Annotated in this window: 15 protein-coding genes and 1 pseudogene; 6 read left to right on the top strand and 10 right to left on the bottom strand. The window is 67.9% G+C overall.

The window, feature by feature from the left end; genetic code table 11:
• From NA4_RS08300 to NA4_RS08275, 4 genes and pseudogenes are all read right to left on the bottom strand, one after another.
• Positions 1-413, bottom strand: a pseudogene (locus NA4_RS08300) (phosphatase); the annotation flags it as partial.
• A gap of 584 nt (positions 414-997) precedes the next feature.
• Complete coding sequence (locus NA4_RS08290; RefSeq protein WP_067466509.1) at positions 998-2,029, bottom strand: AraC family transcriptional regulator; 1,032 nt, start codon at positions 2,027-2,029, stop codon at positions 998-1,000.
• A 204-nt stretch (positions 2,030-2,233) separates the two neighbouring features.
• Positions 2,234-2,890, bottom strand: coding sequence for a pentapeptide repeat-containing protein (locus NA4_RS08285; protein ID WP_067466506.1), 657 nt, complete (start codon positions 2,888-2,890; stop codon positions 2,234-2,236).
• A gap of 358 nt (positions 2,891-3,248) precedes the next feature.
• Entirely contained in the window at positions 3,249-6,434 is a 3,186-nt protein-coding gene (locus NA4_RS08275) for an acetyl-CoA carboxylase family protein (protein ID WP_067466500.1), read from the bottom strand.
• 55 nt (positions 6,435-6,489) lie between these two features.
• On the opposite strand from NA4_RS08275, the gene NA4_RS08270 reads away from it, so the two are divergent.
• A complete protein-coding gene (locus NA4_RS08270; RefSeq protein ID WP_169810996.1) occupies positions 6,490-7,098 on the top strand; it encodes a TetR/AcrR family transcriptional regulator in 609 nt (202 codons plus the stop codon).
• 105 nt (positions 7,099-7,203) lie between these two features.
• Here the strand turns inward: NA4_RS08270 and NA4_RS08265 are convergent, their stop codons facing one another.
• The gene (locus tag NA4_RS08265) at positions 7,204-8,070 is read right to left on the bottom strand and encodes an aldo/keto reductase family oxidoreductase (protein ID WP_067466497.1); all 867 of its coding nucleotides are present in this window, start codon (positions 8,068-8,070) and stop codon (positions 7,204-7,206) included.
• A 137-nt stretch (positions 8,071-8,207) separates the two neighbouring features.
• On the opposite strand from NA4_RS08265, the gene NA4_RS08260 reads away from it, so the two are divergent.
• Positions 8,208-8,651 carry a winged helix-turn-helix transcriptional regulator gene (locus NA4_RS08260; RefSeq protein ID WP_067466494.1) on the top strand — a complete coding sequence of 148 codons (444 nt, stop codon included), beginning with the start codon at positions 8,208-8,210 and terminating at the stop codon, positions 8,649-8,651.
• 170 nt (positions 8,652-8,821) lie between these two features.
• On the opposite strand, the gene NA4_RS08255 is transcribed toward NA4_RS08260, so the two are convergent.
• Complete coding sequence (locus NA4_RS08255; protein ID WP_067466491.1) at positions 8,822-10,330, bottom strand: flavin-containing monooxygenase; 1,509 nt, start codon at positions 10,328-10,330, stop codon at positions 8,822-8,824.
• Positions 10,331-10,553: 223 nt separating this feature from the next.
• Between NA4_RS08255 and NA4_RS08250 the strand changes: the two genes are divergently transcribed.
• A complete protein-coding gene (locus NA4_RS08250) occupies positions 10,554-11,945 on the top strand; it encodes an amino acid permease (RefSeq protein WP_067466488.1) in 1,392 nt (463 codons plus the stop codon).
• 87 nt (positions 11,946-12,032) lie between these two features.
• Here the strand turns inward: NA4_RS08250 and NA4_RS08245 are convergent, their stop codons facing one another.
• A complete protein-coding gene (locus tag NA4_RS08245; RefSeq protein ID WP_157128895.1) occupies positions 12,033-12,296 on the bottom strand; it encodes a hypothetical protein in 264 nt (87 codons plus the stop codon).
• Between the two features lie 299 nt (positions 12,297-12,595).
• On the opposite strand from NA4_RS08245, the gene NA4_RS08240 reads away from it, so the two are divergent.
• The gene (locus tag NA4_RS08240) at positions 12,596-12,838 is read left to right on the top strand and encodes a hypothetical protein (protein ID WP_067466483.1); all 243 of its coding nucleotides are present in this window, start codon (positions 12,596-12,598) and stop codon (positions 12,836-12,838) included.
• On the opposite strand, the gene NA4_RS08235 is transcribed toward NA4_RS08240, so the two are convergent.
• From NA4_RS08235 to sigJ, 3 genes are all read right to left on the bottom strand, one after another.
• Entirely contained in the window at positions 12,827-13,588 is a 762-nt protein-coding gene (locus NA4_RS08235) for a DUF2071 domain-containing protein (protein ID WP_084496897.1), read from the bottom strand. The genes NA4_RS08240 and NA4_RS08235 overlap by 12 nt on opposite strands.
• The gene (locus NA4_RS08230; protein ID WP_067466477.1) at positions 13,585-13,923 is read right to left on the bottom strand and encodes a metalloregulator ArsR/SmtB family transcription factor; all 339 of its coding nucleotides are present in this window, start codon (positions 13,921-13,923) and stop codon (positions 13,585-13,587) included. Before NA4_RS08230 ends, NA4_RS08235 begins: the two co-directional genes overlap by 4 nt.
• 64 nt (positions 13,924-13,987) lie before the next feature.
• Entirely contained in the window at positions 13,988-14,878 is an 891-nt protein-coding gene (sigJ, locus tag NA4_RS08225) for an RNA polymerase sigma factor SigJ (RefSeq protein WP_067466475.1), read from the bottom strand.
• Between the two features lie 150 nt (positions 14,879-15,028).
• Between sigJ and NA4_RS08220 the strand changes: the two genes are divergently transcribed.
• Positions 15,029-15,613: an NADPH-dependent FMN reductase gene (locus NA4_RS08220; protein WP_067466472.1), complete on the top strand. Its 585-nt coding sequence runs from the start codon at positions 15,029-15,031 to the stop codon at positions 15,611-15,613.
• A gap of 10 nt (positions 15,614-15,623) precedes the next feature.
• A complete protein-coding gene (locus NA4_RS08215) occupies positions 15,624-16,091 on the top strand; it encodes a YybH family protein (RefSeq protein WP_067466469.1) in 468 nt (155 codons plus the stop codon).
• Positions 16,092-16,102 lie beyond the last annotated feature (11 nt).

Below are 16,102 nucleotides of genomic sequence, written 5' to 3'. Positions count from 1 at the left end.
ACGCCGGCGCGTACTGCCGCACCGGAGGCCACCTGCGGCCGCGCCGAGGTCGAGACTCCGTCGCTGACCGCGATCACGACGGCCGGCGACGATCCGGCAATCGCACTGTCGAGTACCCCCGCGGCGACCGCATCCTCATTGCGCCCATGGACGATTCCACGATCGGTGAGCACCGCGACCGCGCCGAGATCGGCGGCGGAGCGATCCGGCACCCGCCGGGGCCGTCCGCAGTGCGCGCATCGCCCGTCAGCGTCGTATCGGGTTCCACCGCACTGCGCGCACGGGGTCGGATCGCTGCCGGGCAGCGCGACGTAGCGGTAACCGAGCTCGCGGTCGCAGGACGGGCAATGGCGGCTGTCCATCCCAACGGCCGCACACCCCGCGCAGCGTAGATCGCTGCCGTCGTCGCTCATGCCTGCGCCTCGCTGGCGCTCGGCTCCGGCACGAGCGACCACTCGGCTGCGTCCAACGTTCGCTCGCTACGCTCACTCACAGCCCGCGCCTCGCCGGCACTCGGCTCCGGCACGAGCGACCACTCGGCTGCGTCCAACGTTCGCTCGCTACGCTCACTCACAGCCCGCGCCTCGCCGGCACTCGGCTCCAGCACGAGCGACCACTCGGCTGCGTCCAACGTTCGCTCGCTACGCTCACTCACAGCCCGCGCCTCGCCGGCACTCGGCTCCAGCACGCTCACGACATGATCCCCGGGTTGTCCGGCGACGCCGTCGCGATCCGGCCATTGTCCGTGAGTCGTTGGCCCAACCGTAACCACAGTCTGTCGTTATTGGTGCGAACGTCCACACCGTCCTCCTTCGTCTCCCCGCCCGGCCAACTCCGATCGCGATAGTACGGGAGCGTTCCGGGTGCGAGATCCCACTGCTGGATCGACCGGGCCTGCAGTCGAGATCGCGGTAGCCGAGGATCTGCCCGCGGCGGCATTCGGCGCGGGCGCATACGGTCGAGACGCACGCCGTCCGCCGGCCTCGCTCAGACCGACTCAGGATGCGCGACAGGGCTCGAGGCCGCGGGAGCGGAAGGTCTGCGGCGGGCAGCCCTGCCAGCGACGAAACGCGCGGATGAAGGAGGCCGCTTCGGCATAGCCGAGCCGAGCAGCCACCTGTTCGGTGGTCATATCGGTATGCGTCAGTAACACTTCCGACATTGTCTGCCGCACTTCGTCGAGCAGAGCACGGAACGACGTTCCCTCTTCGTGCAGGCGCCGCGAGAGTGTGCGCGAACTCATGTACAGGCCGAGCGCCACCGTCGCCTGATCGGGGATCTCACCCGGATTGCGCACCAGCAGATCGCGCACCGAGGCGGCGACGCCGGTGCGGCTGCGGCGCCGGGCGAGCAGATCGCGGCACAGTTGCCCGCAGGTGTCGCGCGCGGCGTCGTTCGCCGGCGGCAGCGGCTGATCGAGCAGGCCGCGGTCGAAGACCACCCCGCTCACCGTCGCGCCGAAAACCGGGACGATGCCGAATACCTCGCGATAGCGGTTGATGTTGCGCGGTGCCGCGTGCCGGAAACTCACCCGCCGGACGGGAACGCCGGCGGAGTACAGTTCGCGATCGAAAGCGGGCAGCCCCGCCAGCGCCATTTCGGCGAAGAACGCCCGCATGCCCGGCGGGATCTCGGCGTCCTGGAACAGCAGTCGCGCTTCGCCGTCGGCTTCCTCGAAGGTCAGCCGGCCGAGCAGCACGGTGCGACCGGCACTGCGCTGCGCCACCTCGATCAGCTCACGCAGCGTCCGGCTGCCGAGCAACGCCAGGCCCCACGGTCCGCGCAAGCGGAAGTGCTGACGAGCCGCCGCCACGAGACCGAGTCCGGGTTCGTCGCCGAAACGACCGAGCACCGTGCGCACCACACGCAATTCGTCGTTCGCGCTGATCTCGGCGGAGGGATCGAGCAGCGCCGCGGGCGACACCGCCGTCCCGGCCAGGCACTCGGCGGGCACCATCCCGCGCTCTCCGGCGATCCGCACGAGAGCGCGCACACCCGCGGTGCTGCGGAGGGAATCCAGATCGACCATGGCTCGCATCCTCGATGAAGCGGTACTGCGCGGTACCGGCGCAATGTATCAATCAGATGCGCTGCGCACCGCCGGATCGCCGAAATGGGGTTCCGGGCGCAGGGCGGGCAGCCGATGTCGCACAGTGCTTTTCGGCACTTGCTGTTCGTCTCGCTCGCTTCGCGACCACGGTGCATCCGCTCGGGTGCGCGGATCCGGCGCTGGTCAGGGGTCGTACCAGTCCTGCACGGTGAGCCCGAGGGAACTTGCGAAAGCGGGTGCGAGGTCCATCAACTGCACGTGGGTGATCGTCGCGCCGCGCAGACTGTCGAATCCGTCACTGATGTCGAGGGCGGTCGCGCCGCGCAGGTCGACCTTCGCCAACCGGGCGTTGCGTAGCGACAGCCGCACCAGCGTCGAGCCGGGCACCGTGAGGTCGGTCAGCGCGGCCTCGGCGAAATCGCAGTCGCGCAGCACACAGTCGACGAAGGACACTTCGCGCAACTGGGCGCCACGGAAGTTGACCGAGTCGAATTTGCAGCCTTCGAACCGAACCCGCCGCAGGTTCGCTCCCGCCAGATCCACACCGGACATCGCGCCCGACACCACCTCGCCATCGAGCCAGGCCGTGTCGGCCAGTTCGGTGCCCACCCAGCGGACATGGCGCAGCCACACGTCGCTGAAGCGGGAGTAGCGCAGGCTTCCCCGGGTGAAGGCGACCGAGGTGAACACCGACTCGCTGAATCGGGCGTGCCGTACGTCGAGGTCGTTCAGTTCGCCGCCGTCCACCCGGACACAGTCGTAATCGCCTTCCGCCTCGAGATCGCCTTCCGGAGCGGTGAGGTACCGCGCGTAGGGCAGGTCGTCGAGTTCGCGCGCCATGCGCTCCTCCGTTCGTCGCGAAGATCGGTCGGCGCCGAGTATTCCGGTGCGTCATGACAAGTTCGCCGCCGCCGGCGCGGGCTCAGTCGGCCGACGCATCCAGGCGGGCCGCCAACGAGAGCATCTAGCGCTGTTGCGGCGTGCTGGTGGTCCGCTGGGCCGCGGTCGGGTACGCCGCGCGGGCGCCCACCGGATCGCCGGTCAGCTCGAGCAGGTGGCCACGGACGGCATGCAGGCGATGGCCGGCGGCGAGACGGTCGTCGGCGCCGAGGTCGTCGACCAGTTCAGTCCCACGCCCGGTCCAACGGCTCCTGCTGGGAGGCGTAACTCCAAACTTCCCGCCGCACGGCACCCGCGATCAGCGCAGGGTACGGATCCAGCGGCGGGTGTCGGCCGGATCGATGACGTCGTCGACCTCCAGGACCGTCGCGGCGGTGAGTGCCTTGCCGTTGGCGTAGGCGAGCTGGACCAGGTTGTCGAACGCCTCCTGACGCTTGCCCGGATCGTCGATGGCGGCCAGCTCCTTGGCGAACCCGAGACGGACCGCACCCTCCAGGCCCATGCCGCCGATCTCTCCAGTTGGCCAAGCTACGACGAACCGCGGCGCACGGAACGAACCCGCAGCCATGGCTTGGGCGCCGAGACCGTAGCCCTTGCGCACGATGACCGTCCCCAGCGGAACCGACAACGCGGCGGAGTCGATGAAGAGCCGACTGAACTTCGTGACCGTGCCATCCTTCTCCGCGTCCGGTCCGACCATGAAACCCGGTGTGTCGCACAGCGATACGATGGGCAGGCCGTGAGCGTCGCACAGGCGCAGGAACATGCTGAGCTTATCGGCGGCGGGCGCGTCGATGGCGCCGCCATGGTGGTGGCAGTTATTGGCGATGAGGCCGAACGGGCGCCCTTCGACGCGGATCAGCGCGGTGACGATCCCCACCGCCCAGTCGCGGCGTAACTCCAGCACCGTCCCGACATCCGCGATGGACTCGATCACGGCGCGAATGTCGAACGCGCGCAATCTGTTTTCGGGAACGACATGCCGCGCCACGCGCGGGTCCGGCGCGGTCCAGTCGTCGCTCGCCCCTTGGAAGTAGGCCAGGTAGCGCCGGGCGATGGCGACCGCTTCGGCCTCGTCGGCCGCGACCACGTGCACAACGCCGTTGCGGCGCTGCACGTCGATGGGCCCGATGTCCTCCGGGGCGTACACGCCGAGGCCGCCACCCTCGATCATGGCCGGACCGCCCATGCCGATATTCGCGTCCGGGGTGGCGATCACAACGTCGCACATGCCGAGCAAGGCGGCGTTGCCCGCGAAGCACCGCCCGGACACTATGCCGACCAACGGAACCCGGCCCGACAACGCACCCATGGCGCGGAACGTGGTGACATCCAGTCCTGAGATACCCGGGTAGTCGGTGTCGCCCGGTCGCCCGCCACCGCCCTCGGTGCAGAAGACCACCGGGAGGCGCTGCTCCCGAGCCAGTTCCAGCATGCGGTCGGTTTTGACGTGGTTACGCATTCCCTGAGTGCCCGCCAGCACCGTGTAGTCGTAGGACAGCACGACCGCGCGGGACCGATCGGGACCGAACAGCTCGGCGTTGACGGTGGCGACCCCCGCGACCAAGCCGTCTGCGGGAGTGTTCGCGATCAGGTCCTCTTGGCTGCGCCGCAGGCGCTGCGCGGCGACCGCGAGCGCGCCGTACTCCACGAAGCTGTCCGCGTCGACCAGGTCGGCGAGGTTCTCGCGCGCGGTCCGCCGACCGAGGCGATGACGTTTCGCGACCGCCTCGGGCCGGGATTCGTCCAAGCCGACGCGGTGGCGGGCGCGGACCTCGGCGAGATCGGCGCGCACGGAATCCAGGTCGACAACGGCGATGTCGGCATCCTCGCCGTCGTGCTCGGCGGCGACGAAGGTCAGCAAAGGCGCGCGCGGGTCGACGACCGCGCCCGGGGCCGCGACGTGGCGGCGCACGCACAACGCTTCTTCCGCGCGCACGACGTGCTGCATCTTCATCGCCTCGAGCACCGCGACCTCGCCACCGGCGGCCACGATAGCGCCGGGCTCGGCCAGGGTCACCACCGTGCCGCCCATCGGCGACAGCACCGCCTGCTCGTCGTCGGCCAGTGTCACCTGCTGCGCCTGCACATCCATGATGGGTGCGGAGGATGGCGCGGCGGTCGCGAATTCGCCGGCGCGCCGGACCAGCTCATCCACGTTCCGCTCGAACCACGCGGTCGGCACCACGCGGCCCTCGGCCAGTTCCGTCAGCACCGCGCGCAGCAGGGCGAGGTTGGTGTCGACGCCGGTCACGACCGTCTCGGCCAACGCGTCGGCGCAGCGGCGCAACGCGGCGGGGTAGGACGGTCCGGACGCGACGATCTTCGCCAGCAGCGAGTCGAAATGCGCACCCTGCCGCATCCCGGCGAACGCGGCCGTGTCGACGCGTACGCCACTGCCGGTCGGCGCGGCGAAATGGGTGAGTGTGCCAGCGCCGGGAAGGACGTCACCACCCGCCGTGACGGTCTCGGCGTTCACTCGCGCCTGCACCGCGAAACCGCGTGCCGCGTCAGGGCCGGGCAGCCCCAGGTCGGCCAATGTCCGGCCGCGCGCAAGGTCGCACTGCACCGCAACGAGATCGATTCCGGTGACCGTTTCGGTCACGGTGTGTTCGACCTGCAGTCGTGGATTGACCTCCAAGAACCACGCGTCGTCGCCACGCACCAGGAACTCGACGGTGAGGACGCCGCGACACCCGACGGCCTCGGCGATTCGAACAGCCCACCGGTGCAAGCGGTCTCGCAGCGGTACGGCGAGTTCGGGAGCGGGCGCCACCTCGAGTAGTTTCTGCTGCCGACGCTGCACGCTGCAGTCGCGATCACCGACGCAGGCGGCTGCTCGGCCGTCCGCGACGATCTGCACCTCGATGTGGCGCGCGTCGGTGACCAGCGCCTCCGCGTAGACCGCGTCGTCGCCGAATCCGGCCAGCGCCTCGGCGCGGCACTGCTCGAAGGCTTGCGGAAGCGACGCGGCGTCCCGCACCGCGCGCATCCCGCGCCCACCGCCACCTGCGGCGGCCTTCACCATCACCCCACCGGGATGTGCGATGAGCAGCGCCGCGATTTCCGCGATTTCCGCGCCACGGCGGGTCGCGGGGATGACGGGAACGCCTGCGCTCTCGGCCGAGGCGCGGGCGGCGGTCTTGTCGCCGAAGACGCGCAGCGCCTCGGGCGCCGGTCCGACGAACACGAGGTCGGCGTCGGCGCATGCGCTCGCGAACTCCGCATTCTCGCTGAGGAATCCGTAGCCGGGGTGGACCAGCGCGCCCGGTCCCGCCTTCCTGGCCGCCGCGACGACCGCCGCCACGTCCAGATAGGCGGCGGCTCCCACACCCGGCAAGACGACGGCGTCGTCGGCAAGGCGGACGTGCAGCGCGTCCTGTTCCTCGGCGGTGTGCACCGCCAGGGTTCGCCAGCCACGCTCCCGGGCGGTGCGCAAGATCCGGACCGCCACCTCTCCCCGGTTCACCACGACCATGTGCATGCGGCCAGTGTCGTTGACGTTGACGTCAACGTCAATATCGACGACGATAGTGCCCGTGACCCAGTCCACCTGGTCGGTGCGCGCCGCCCGTGAGCGGTCGCATACCTCCCGGCACCGCGACCTGCTCGATGCAGCGGCGCGGGTATTCGCCGAACGCGGTTACGACAACACCACTGTCGCGGCGATCACCGCGGAGGCGGGCGTCTCCCGCGCGACGATGTACGTCTACTTCGCCTCCAAGGAAGAGATCTTCCTGGCACTGGCCGCGCGGGTGCGTGACGATTTCCTCGCCGCGCAAGAGCCGGGCATCGAGGACGAAGACCCGCGAGCGATGTTGCGTGCCACCATCGCCTCGTTCGCGGCCGCGGTCGCCGCGGCAGGACCACTGCTGCGCCTGATCGACGAGCGGGGCGCGGTGGACCCCCAGGTCGCGGCGCTGTCGGAGGAGATCACCGAACGCCCGATCCGCCGCTTCACCCGCTACCTGCAACGCCAACTGGAAGCGGGCCGCGTCGCTCCAGTGGCCGACCCCCGCGTGATCGCCGAGACTGTCGGCTACGCGCTCACCACCGGCATCCTCGCCCGACGCACCGCAGACGAACAAAGTCGCACCGAATACCGCGACGCCATCGGAACGGTCGCGGAAACCCTGCTGGGTTTATAGCCCGCGACTCGCGCGGCGTCCCGGACATGTTGCCGGACAGCGAATTCCGTATACGGACGTGACCGATCAGGGATATCGGCCGCTCCGCTTCCGCGACACCCTCTTTTAGTCGCCGATCTGATCCAGTTCGGCGAGCTCTTCATTGGAGAGCGACAGTCCTGCGCCGACGGCGTTCTCGCGCAGGTGCTCCACGGACGACGTACCGGGAATCAGCAGGATGTTCGGCGACCGCTGCAGCAACCAGGCCAGGGCGACCGACATCGGCGTCGCATCCAACCGGGCGGCCACGGCCGAGAGTGCCGAGGACTGCAGTGGGCTGAAGCCGCCGAGCGGGAAGAAGGGCACGTAGGCGATGCCCTCTTCGGCGAGCCGGTCGATCAGCTCGTCGTCGTGACGGTAGGCGAGGTTGTACATGTTCTGCACGCACACGATCGGCGCGATCGCCTGCGCCTGGGCGACCTGCTCCGCTGTCGCGTTGCTCACTCCGAGGTGCCTGATCATGCCCTGTTGCTGGAGTTCGACGAGCGTTTCGAACGGCTCGGCGAGCGACCCGGGCTGGGGTCCCTGGGCGTCGCCCAGCCGGAGATTGACCAAGTCGAGCACCTCGACGCCGAGGGCGTTGATGTTGTCGTGGACGGCGCGGCGCAGATCGTCGGGCTGTCGGGCCGGGGGCCAGCCGCCCTGCTGGTCGCGGGTCGCGCCGACCTTGGTCACGATGTGCAACCCTTCGGGGTAGGGGTGCAGCGCCTCCCGGATCAGCTGGTTGGTCACACGCGGCCCGTAGGCATCGCTGGTGTCGATGTGGGTGATGCCGAGGCCAATGGCCTCGCGCAGGACCGCGAGTGCGCCGTCATGGTCGGCCGGCGGCCCCATGACCCCTGGGCCGGCGAGTTGCATGGCGCCGTAGCCGAACCGGCTGACGGTCAGTTCCCCCAGGGGCCAGGTACCGCCGGGAAGCGCAGTGGACAGCATGCTCGTAACCCTGCCTTTCGTGTCGAACTGGATGGTGGTGCACAACTGCTCCCTGCTTCACTCTCGGGCGGTAACTTGCTGACGGGAAGTACGCACTTCGAAGTGCCTAAGGCACCCACCGGTAAGAGGAACGGTCGATGGCAACGATGACGGCGGCCCAGAAGCGGGCGCAGACCAAGGTGGAGTACGACGCGTTCGTGGCGGCATGCCCGAGCCGCCAGCTGCTCGACCGGATCTCCAATAAGTGGGTCACGCTGGTCCTGGCCGCGCTGGGCAGCGACGGCTCGCGCCAGCAGGGCACCAGCTGCACCGGGGACCCGCGGCCGATGCGCTACTCGGAGCTGGCTCGCCTGCTGGCCGGCGTCAGCCAGAAGATGCTCACCCAGACGCTGCGCTCCTTGGAGCGGGACGGTCTGATCACCCGCACCGTGACGCCGACCGTGCCCGTCACGGTCTCCTACGAGCTGACCGACCTCGGTCTGTCACTGCACCAGATGATGCGCGGCGTGAAGAGCTGGGCCGAGACGCATATGGACGATGTGCTCGACAACCGCGCGACCTACGACACCCGCACCGCCTGACCCGAGACCCGGACGCCCGAGCCCGAGCCCTCTGCCGTCTCTTCGACGAGTATCTGACCTGGCGCAAGGCACAGCCGTGGTCGGGCCGAACCTAGTGGCAATGCCAGCAGGCAACCACTACCCGCGAACCGGTTTATGCGAGCTGTCGGCAGTGGCACTCCGAGCCGCGCTCAGGCGATCCGCGAACCCTCCAGCGGACGTGCGGTGGTCGGCGTCTTCTCGGCCTTGGTGAAGGTGAGTACGCCGTCCTCGAGCGGCCCCTTGCGGAGCAACTTGCGGTCGCGGAAGTAGTTGTTGATCACCTGCCACGGGCCGTTGGTGCCCTGCCGCGGCATCACCGCGTCGCCGCGTTTGATATAGCCGGAGGTCAGCGCCCCACCCATGACCGAATCCGTGCCGCGGTCGCCGTCGCGGGCGATGGCCTCGACCCGGGTGAATCCGTTGGCTTTCATGTGATTGAGCAGGCGGCAGAAGTACTGGGCCGCGAGGTCGGCCTTCAGCGTCCAGGAGGCGTTGGTATAGCCGAGCACCATCATCGCGTTCGGCACGCCGTCGAGCATCGCACCCTTGTAGACCACCCGGTCGCGGGTGACCACCGGCTCGCCATCGATCTCCAGGCCCATGCCGCCGAGCATCTGCACGCTCAGGCCGGTGGCACTGATCACCAGGTCCGCGGGAAGTTCCTCGCCGGAGACCAGCCGGATACCGGTCTCGGTGAACGACTCGATGTGGTCGGTGACGATGGACGCCTTGCCGCTGCGCAGCACCTTGAACAGGTCACCGTTGGGCACCACGCACAGGCGCTGGTCCCACGGGTTGTAGGCCGGGGTGAAGTGGCGCATATCGATATCCGCGCCCACATGCATGCGCACAGCGCTGAGCAGTAGCTTCTTGGCCGCCTCCGGATTGGTGCGGGAGAGCTGGAAGCTGGCCCGCTGCAACGCGATATTGCGGGCGCGTCCCATCCGGTACACGATCTTCGTGGGCACCTTGGCCAGTTTCATTCCGACCGCGACGGGATCGTCGGCTGGCAGCGCGGCGATGTAGGTCGGCGAGCGTTGCAGCATGGTGACGTGCGCCGCCGCATCGCTCATCGCCGGGATCAACGTGATCGCGGTGGCGCCCGAGCCGATCACCACCACCCGCTTGCCGGTGTAGTCGAGGTCCTCGGGCCAGTGCTGCGGATGCACGATCCGCCCGCCGAAGTTCTCCTCGCCGGGGAAACTCGGGCGAAAGCCGTTGTCGTAGTCGTAGTAGCCGGTGCAGCCGACGAGGAAGTCACTGGTGTAGACCTCGGTCTCGCCGGTCTGCTCGTCGAGCGCCTCGACCGTCCAGGTCGACGTCGTGCTGGACCAGCGGGCCCTGGTCACGTTGCGGCCGAACCGGATGTGCTCGGTCACGCCGTACTCGGCGGCGGTCTCCTCGATGTACTGCCGGATGTGCGGCCCGTCGGCGAGCACCTTCGTGCCGTGCCAGGGGCGGAAGCCGTAGCCGAAGGTGTACATGTCCGAGTCGGAGCGAATGCCGGGATAACGGAACAGGTCCCAGGTGCCGCCGATGGCGGTCCTACGCTCCAGGATCGCATAGCTGCGCCCGGTCTTCGCCATGGTGAGATGGCAGGCCATGCCGATTCCGGACAGCCCAGCGCCGATGATCAATACGTCGACATGCCGCGTCATTGAGGTGCTCGTTTCGTTCGATCAGCCCGCACACCATAGAGCGCGTGCGCGGTGAGCCAAGGGTACGTGTTATTCGCGGTTACGTCTAGTCGCGAATACTGACACGTGACGCGTCCGCACCGCCCGCAACACCCCAGTTAACAGTGCGCCGCTCCCCACGGCGAGAATGGTCTACCGTTCGGCTCACCAGCCGCGACCGACCGATCGTTCTCGTAAGGGAGTCATGACCACCGCACCAGCCCGGCGATGGCGCCGCCGCCTGCCCGACACGACTACCCAGGCAGGCATGCCCACGCTCGCGCGCAGGCTCGGACGACTCGATCTCACCGCTATGGGCGTCGGCACGATCGTCGGCGCGGGAATCTTCGTCATCACCGGCGTGGCCGCCGCGGAGAAGGCTGGGCCCGCCATCATGCTGTCGTTCGCGCTGGCCGGAACGGTCTGCGTGCTGGTTGCGCTCTGTTACAGCGAACTCGCGGCCATGGTGCCGGTCTCCGGCAGCGCCTACACCTACACCTATGCCACGCTCGGCGAAGGACCGGCGTTCCTGGTCGGCTGGAATCTGCTGCTCGAGTTCGTCATCGCGGGCGCCGCGGTGGCGATCGGCTGGTCCGCGACCACCGTGTCGGCACTGGATTCGCTGTTCGGCGTCACCATCCCGCAGGCGCTCACCGCCGGACCGACCGAAGGCGGCGTGGTGAACCTGCCCGCCGTGCTGATCATCGCTGCCGTGGTCGCGGTGCTGGTCGGCGAGGTGACGTTCACCGCGCGCATCACCAAGGCGCTGGTTGGCGTGACCATCGGTGTGCTCGTGCTGGTGGTCGCCATCGGCGCGCCGCACGTAGACGTGGGCAACTGGACGCCGTTCGCGCCGTTCGGGATCGGCGGCATCATCGGCGGCGCGGCAATCGCGTTCTTCGCCTTCCTCGGCTTCGACGTCGTCGCGGCTTCGGCCGAGGAGGCCCGCAACCCGCGCCGTGACGTGCCGTTCGCCATCATCGGCACGGTACTCCTCGCCACACTGCTCTACGCCCTGGTCAGCGCGGTGCTCACCGGTATGGTGCCGTTCGCGACGCTGAACAACAGCGCACCGATCGCGACCGCGTTCGAGGCGGTGCGCATCGGATGGATCGGCGATGTCATCGTGATCGCCTCGATCATCGCGCTCACCAAGGGCCTGCTGCTGATCGTCTACGCGCAGGTGCGGCTGATGTTCGCGATGTGCCGCGACCGGCTGCTCCCCTACGGGCTCGCGGCGACCGGAAAGCGCGCGACCCCCGTGCGGCTCACGCTGCTGCTCGGCGCGGGCGGGGCCGTCATCGCCGGTTTGCTGCCGATCGACATCGTGGTCGAACTGGTGAACATCGGCGCACTGTCGGCGTTCGCGGTGGTGTGCGTCGGGGTGCTCATGCTGCGTCGCGTGGAGCCGGATCGCGAACGCCCGTTCCGCACCCCCCTCGTCCCGCTGGTGCCGATCCTCGCGCTGATCGGTTGCATCCTGCTCGCGACCACCCTCGAGGGGCTGACCTGGGTGCGGTTCGGCGTGTGGGTGCTGGTCGGCATCGCGGTCTACCTCGGGTACGGGCGCAAACGCTCCACACTCGCGGGAACCTAGGCGACCCGGGACCCACCGCAGCCAGTTGATCGAGTGTGCGGACATGGCGACGCGCCATGTCGAGCACCGAGGTCTCAGCGAATCGGATCAGTCACGCATGAGTAGATAGTGCAGGCGAAGTGCCGTAGCGCCCCGGACGCGCAGGTGGTGATCGGTACGCAAGAGACGGTCGCCACCATCGGCGAAAACGTGGAATTCTTCGTGGATCGGCACCCGGACGGCCCAAGCGCGGCCGTCCTCGACGACGGTCACGTACGCGCCATCGGAACCGAACGGTCCCGGCGGGGAGTGCAGCAGCAATGCGCCGTCAGACCCGACCTCAGGCCGCAGGAACACCTGCACACTGCCCATCGGCAGAGGGAACGAAACGTGGACGCGCGGCTGCTCCGAGCCGGGCAGCGTGGCCACACGGTACTCCCCAAGACCTTCCACATTCGGCGCGTGCTTTGATCCACCCTCGCCCACCCCATATTGTTCACGCCGACATCATGCTTGCTCCCGGGGGAACCGGCATTTCCGGGTGCGGATCGGGGTAGATCACCGGCAGCGGCAAGACGAAGGCGGCGGCAGCTGCGGCGGTCGAGAAGGACGCTGATCGGTCGGTACCGCAGAGGCGCTACAAACGGCACTGCAAGGAGATCTGAGTTCGTATGACGGATGTGAAGAGGTTGTGGGAGATCAAGCTAGGCGTCGTGGCCACCGAGGCCGAAGCGAAGAAGCTGTCCGATCAGATCGCCCATCTGCTGTGCCCGAATCCTGACCATGCACCACCGTGCCCGATCCCTTGGTCGATCGGCATCAACTCCGCGGAGGACATGGATGAGGACCGGCAACTGCAGTACGAAGACATCCTCGAGCAGCATCGGATCGAGTCCGGGAATTCACCTGACTGACAAGCCGGGGTTCCGGTAAGGATCGTGAACGACCTGCAGAGGTGGAAGGGTGCGCCAGGTCACCGGCACCTGGCGCATTAGTAAGGCACAGTCGAGCACCGCGCTGCCTGGCGGGAACCGATTCCGGTCGTCGAAGACCGTGGACCGAACCGATTGGATGTCAACCGGCTCGACGTGCCATGAGTCCGTTCGGAGTTCGAGCCCATCAAGGCATCGACCGCCACGCGTGGCCGAGAATCCGGCCGAGCCATGCCGAAAGAAGTCCGATGCCTGCGCCAGATCGGCGAACAGTTCGCTTCCCTGGAACCGCTCGGCGGTCCGGACATCCACGCTCACGGAGATCGTCTCGTCATGACTGGCGAAAGCCACGTGCAGGTCATCCGCCGTCTCCCGGACGTCGAACCGCGCCAAACTGTGCTCACCCGGAAACAGTCGGCCACCGGCAAGGACATTGATCACCGAGCCGCTGTCGCGGCGCGGGATATACACACCGGTCGAGCGTCCCCGCGGACCATCCCACTCCACCGCGATGCGATGCGCCGCGTTCTCACTGCGCAGCCCGACCCAGCCGGGTAGCCAACTGGGCCGGAACTGTCCGAGGCGGATCAAGCAGATGCCGGCAACCGCCCAACCACCAACCAATTGGGGTCGCATCGGCGGCGGCACCAAGCTCGCGGCGGCCTCGGGGTCGACTCGGTAGTTCACAAGAAGACGTCGCTCGACGACGCTGGACATCCGCGGAGCTCTCATCCGGCACCCCTGTTCTTCGTGGTTCGCACTCTGCGCTGCTTGACGATGACCTGCTCCGGGCAGATCGCGCTCAGAAACCTGCCGACACACAACGCCAGTCGTTCCTCAACAAGCGAGTAGAAGATCCGATTGGCAACTCGACGCTCTCGGACGAGCCCGGCTGCCTTGAGCACGCCCAAATGCCGGGATATCGAAGGACCACTGATCGGAAACCTCGCGGCAATATCACCCGCGGTCAACTCGCCGGAGCGCAGGTCCTCCAAGATCTGCCGGCGCGTCGAGTCGGCCAGCGCGCGGAACACACCGGCTTCCTCTTCAGGGTCGACCTCCGTCATGTTTGCACTTTAGCACTGTAGCTAAATAGCGAACAAGCGGGATGGGATTCCGACCCCATTCAGTTCAGCCGGCCGTCCAGGGCCGCAGTTTCTCCGGATTTCGGATCACCCAGATGCGGGTGATCCGGCCGTCGGCGATGTCGAAGGCGTAGACCGAGACGATGGTGTCGCCGAGTTGTGCGACCAAGCCGGGCTGGCCGTTCACCGTGCGCTCCATCAGGGTCAGCTCGGCGCCGCGGGCGGCGATTTCCATCCAGGCGTGGGCGATCTGCTCGCCGCCGGTGATCGGGTCGCGGAAGGCCAGGGCCAAGCCGCCGCTGTCGGCCGTCGCGGTCGCCTGCGGGTCGAGCAGGTCGATCAGGGCCTCGATATCGCCTGTCTCCCAGGCTCGCTTGAAGTCCCGGACCACCTCGGCGCGCTCGGCGGTCGACGGGCCCTGCGAGGTGTTGATGCGGCGGCGGGCGCTGGAGGCGAGTTGGCGGCAGGCCGCGGGGGTGCGGCCGACGACCTCGGCGATCTCGGCGAAGGAGTAGCGGAACACGTCGTGCAGGACGAACGCCACCCGCTCGGCGGGCGTCATGGAATCCAGCACGATCAGAAAGGCCATGCTGATCGACTCGTCGAGGGTGACCCGGTCGGCGGGATCGGCCGGGACGGGACCACCGAACGATTCGGAATGGCCGGGTACCGGCTCCGGAAGCCATTCGCCCACATAACGTTCCCGCCGGGCGCGCGCCGAGCCGAGCAGATCCAGACAGATCCGGCTGGCGACCGTGGTCAACCACGCGCCGGGCGCTGCGACCTCCCGCCGCTGCCGCTCGGACAGCGCGTACCAGCGCGCGTAGGTCTCCTGCACCACATCCTCGGCTTCGGCCAGCGAGCCCAGCAGCCGGTAGGCGAGATTGATCAGCTGACGGCGTTCGCTGATCACCGCGGGCAGGTGCGGGTCGGTCATGGTCGGCTCCTTCGGTCTGCGCGTCCCTCACCCACACCGACGAATCACCGACCAGAAATGTGAGCGATGGGCGGGCGAAGCGGCCTGACATTCCCGACGGCTGTGTCGTCGGAAGGTCGTACCACGTTCAGCAAACCAGGAGTTCCGGACATGACCAGAATCGGCATCATCCTCGGCAGCACCCGACCCAACCGCAACGGCCCGCAGATCGCCCGATGGGTGCTGGATTCGGCATCGCAGCGCGGCGACGCCGAATTCGAACTGATCGATCTGCGCGACCACCCGCTACCGCATCTGGACGAGCCCGCGCCGCCTATGTTCGCCCCGCCGGTCCATGAACACACCCGCGCCTGGGCGAAGCGGATCGCCCCGTTCGACGGCTTCGTGATAGTGACCCCGGAATACAACGGTGGCGTCCCCGGAGTGCTGAAGAACGCCATCGACCACTTGTTCGCGGAGTGGACCGACAAGGCGGTCGGATTCGTCTCCTACGGCGCGGGCGGCGGTGCGCGCGCCGTAGTGCAACTACGGACGGTCTGCGGCACGCTGGGCATGGCTGATGTCGGCTATCAGGTCGCGATCTCGCTGCTCACCGATTTCGAGAACTACACCACTTTCACACCGCGCGATCACCATGCCGCCGCTCTGCAGAAAACGCTGGATCAGCTCATCGCTTGGAGCACCGCGCTCGCGCCCCTGCGGGCAGGCGCCGAAAACACTCTCGTCGCTTCCTGAGGAGCCGAGCATGACCATGCCCAACGACTTTCAGTCACGCGCTGACCGCATTCAGCCGGAGGAAGCCGAGCTGCGCCGACAAATCGACAAGGTTGTCGAAGGACTCCGAGCCAAGGATCTCGAGGCCCTGAAGCAGCTCTACACAAACGACGTCGTGTCCTTCGACGTCGAGCCGCCGCTCCAGCACGTCGGGACAGCGGCGAAACTCGAGAACTGGGCGAAGGTGTTCCTGGTCTTCGAGAGCGTGACCTATGAGGTTCGCGACCTGACGTTCACCGTCGGCGATGACGTGGCATTCGGGCACGCCCTTGCTCGTCTCGGCGGCACGCTGAAGAACGGGGTGGCAACCAGCGGCATGTGGGTCCGGGTCACCTTCGGAATGCGGAAGGTCGACGGCATCTGGTTGGTCGCGCACGACCACGTCTCGGTGCCGCTCGACATCCAGAGCGGCAAAGGCGTCGTCGACCTCCAGCCCTGACGGGCTGTCGG

Source organism: Nocardia amamiensis NBRC 102102, assembly GCF_001612745.1.
In the GTDB taxonomy this organism is placed as follows: Bacteria; Actinomycetota; Actinomycetes; order Mycobacteriales; family Mycobacteriaceae; genus Nocardia; species Nocardia amamiensis.
This window is presented reverse-complemented; position numbering and strand designations above follow the sequence as displayed.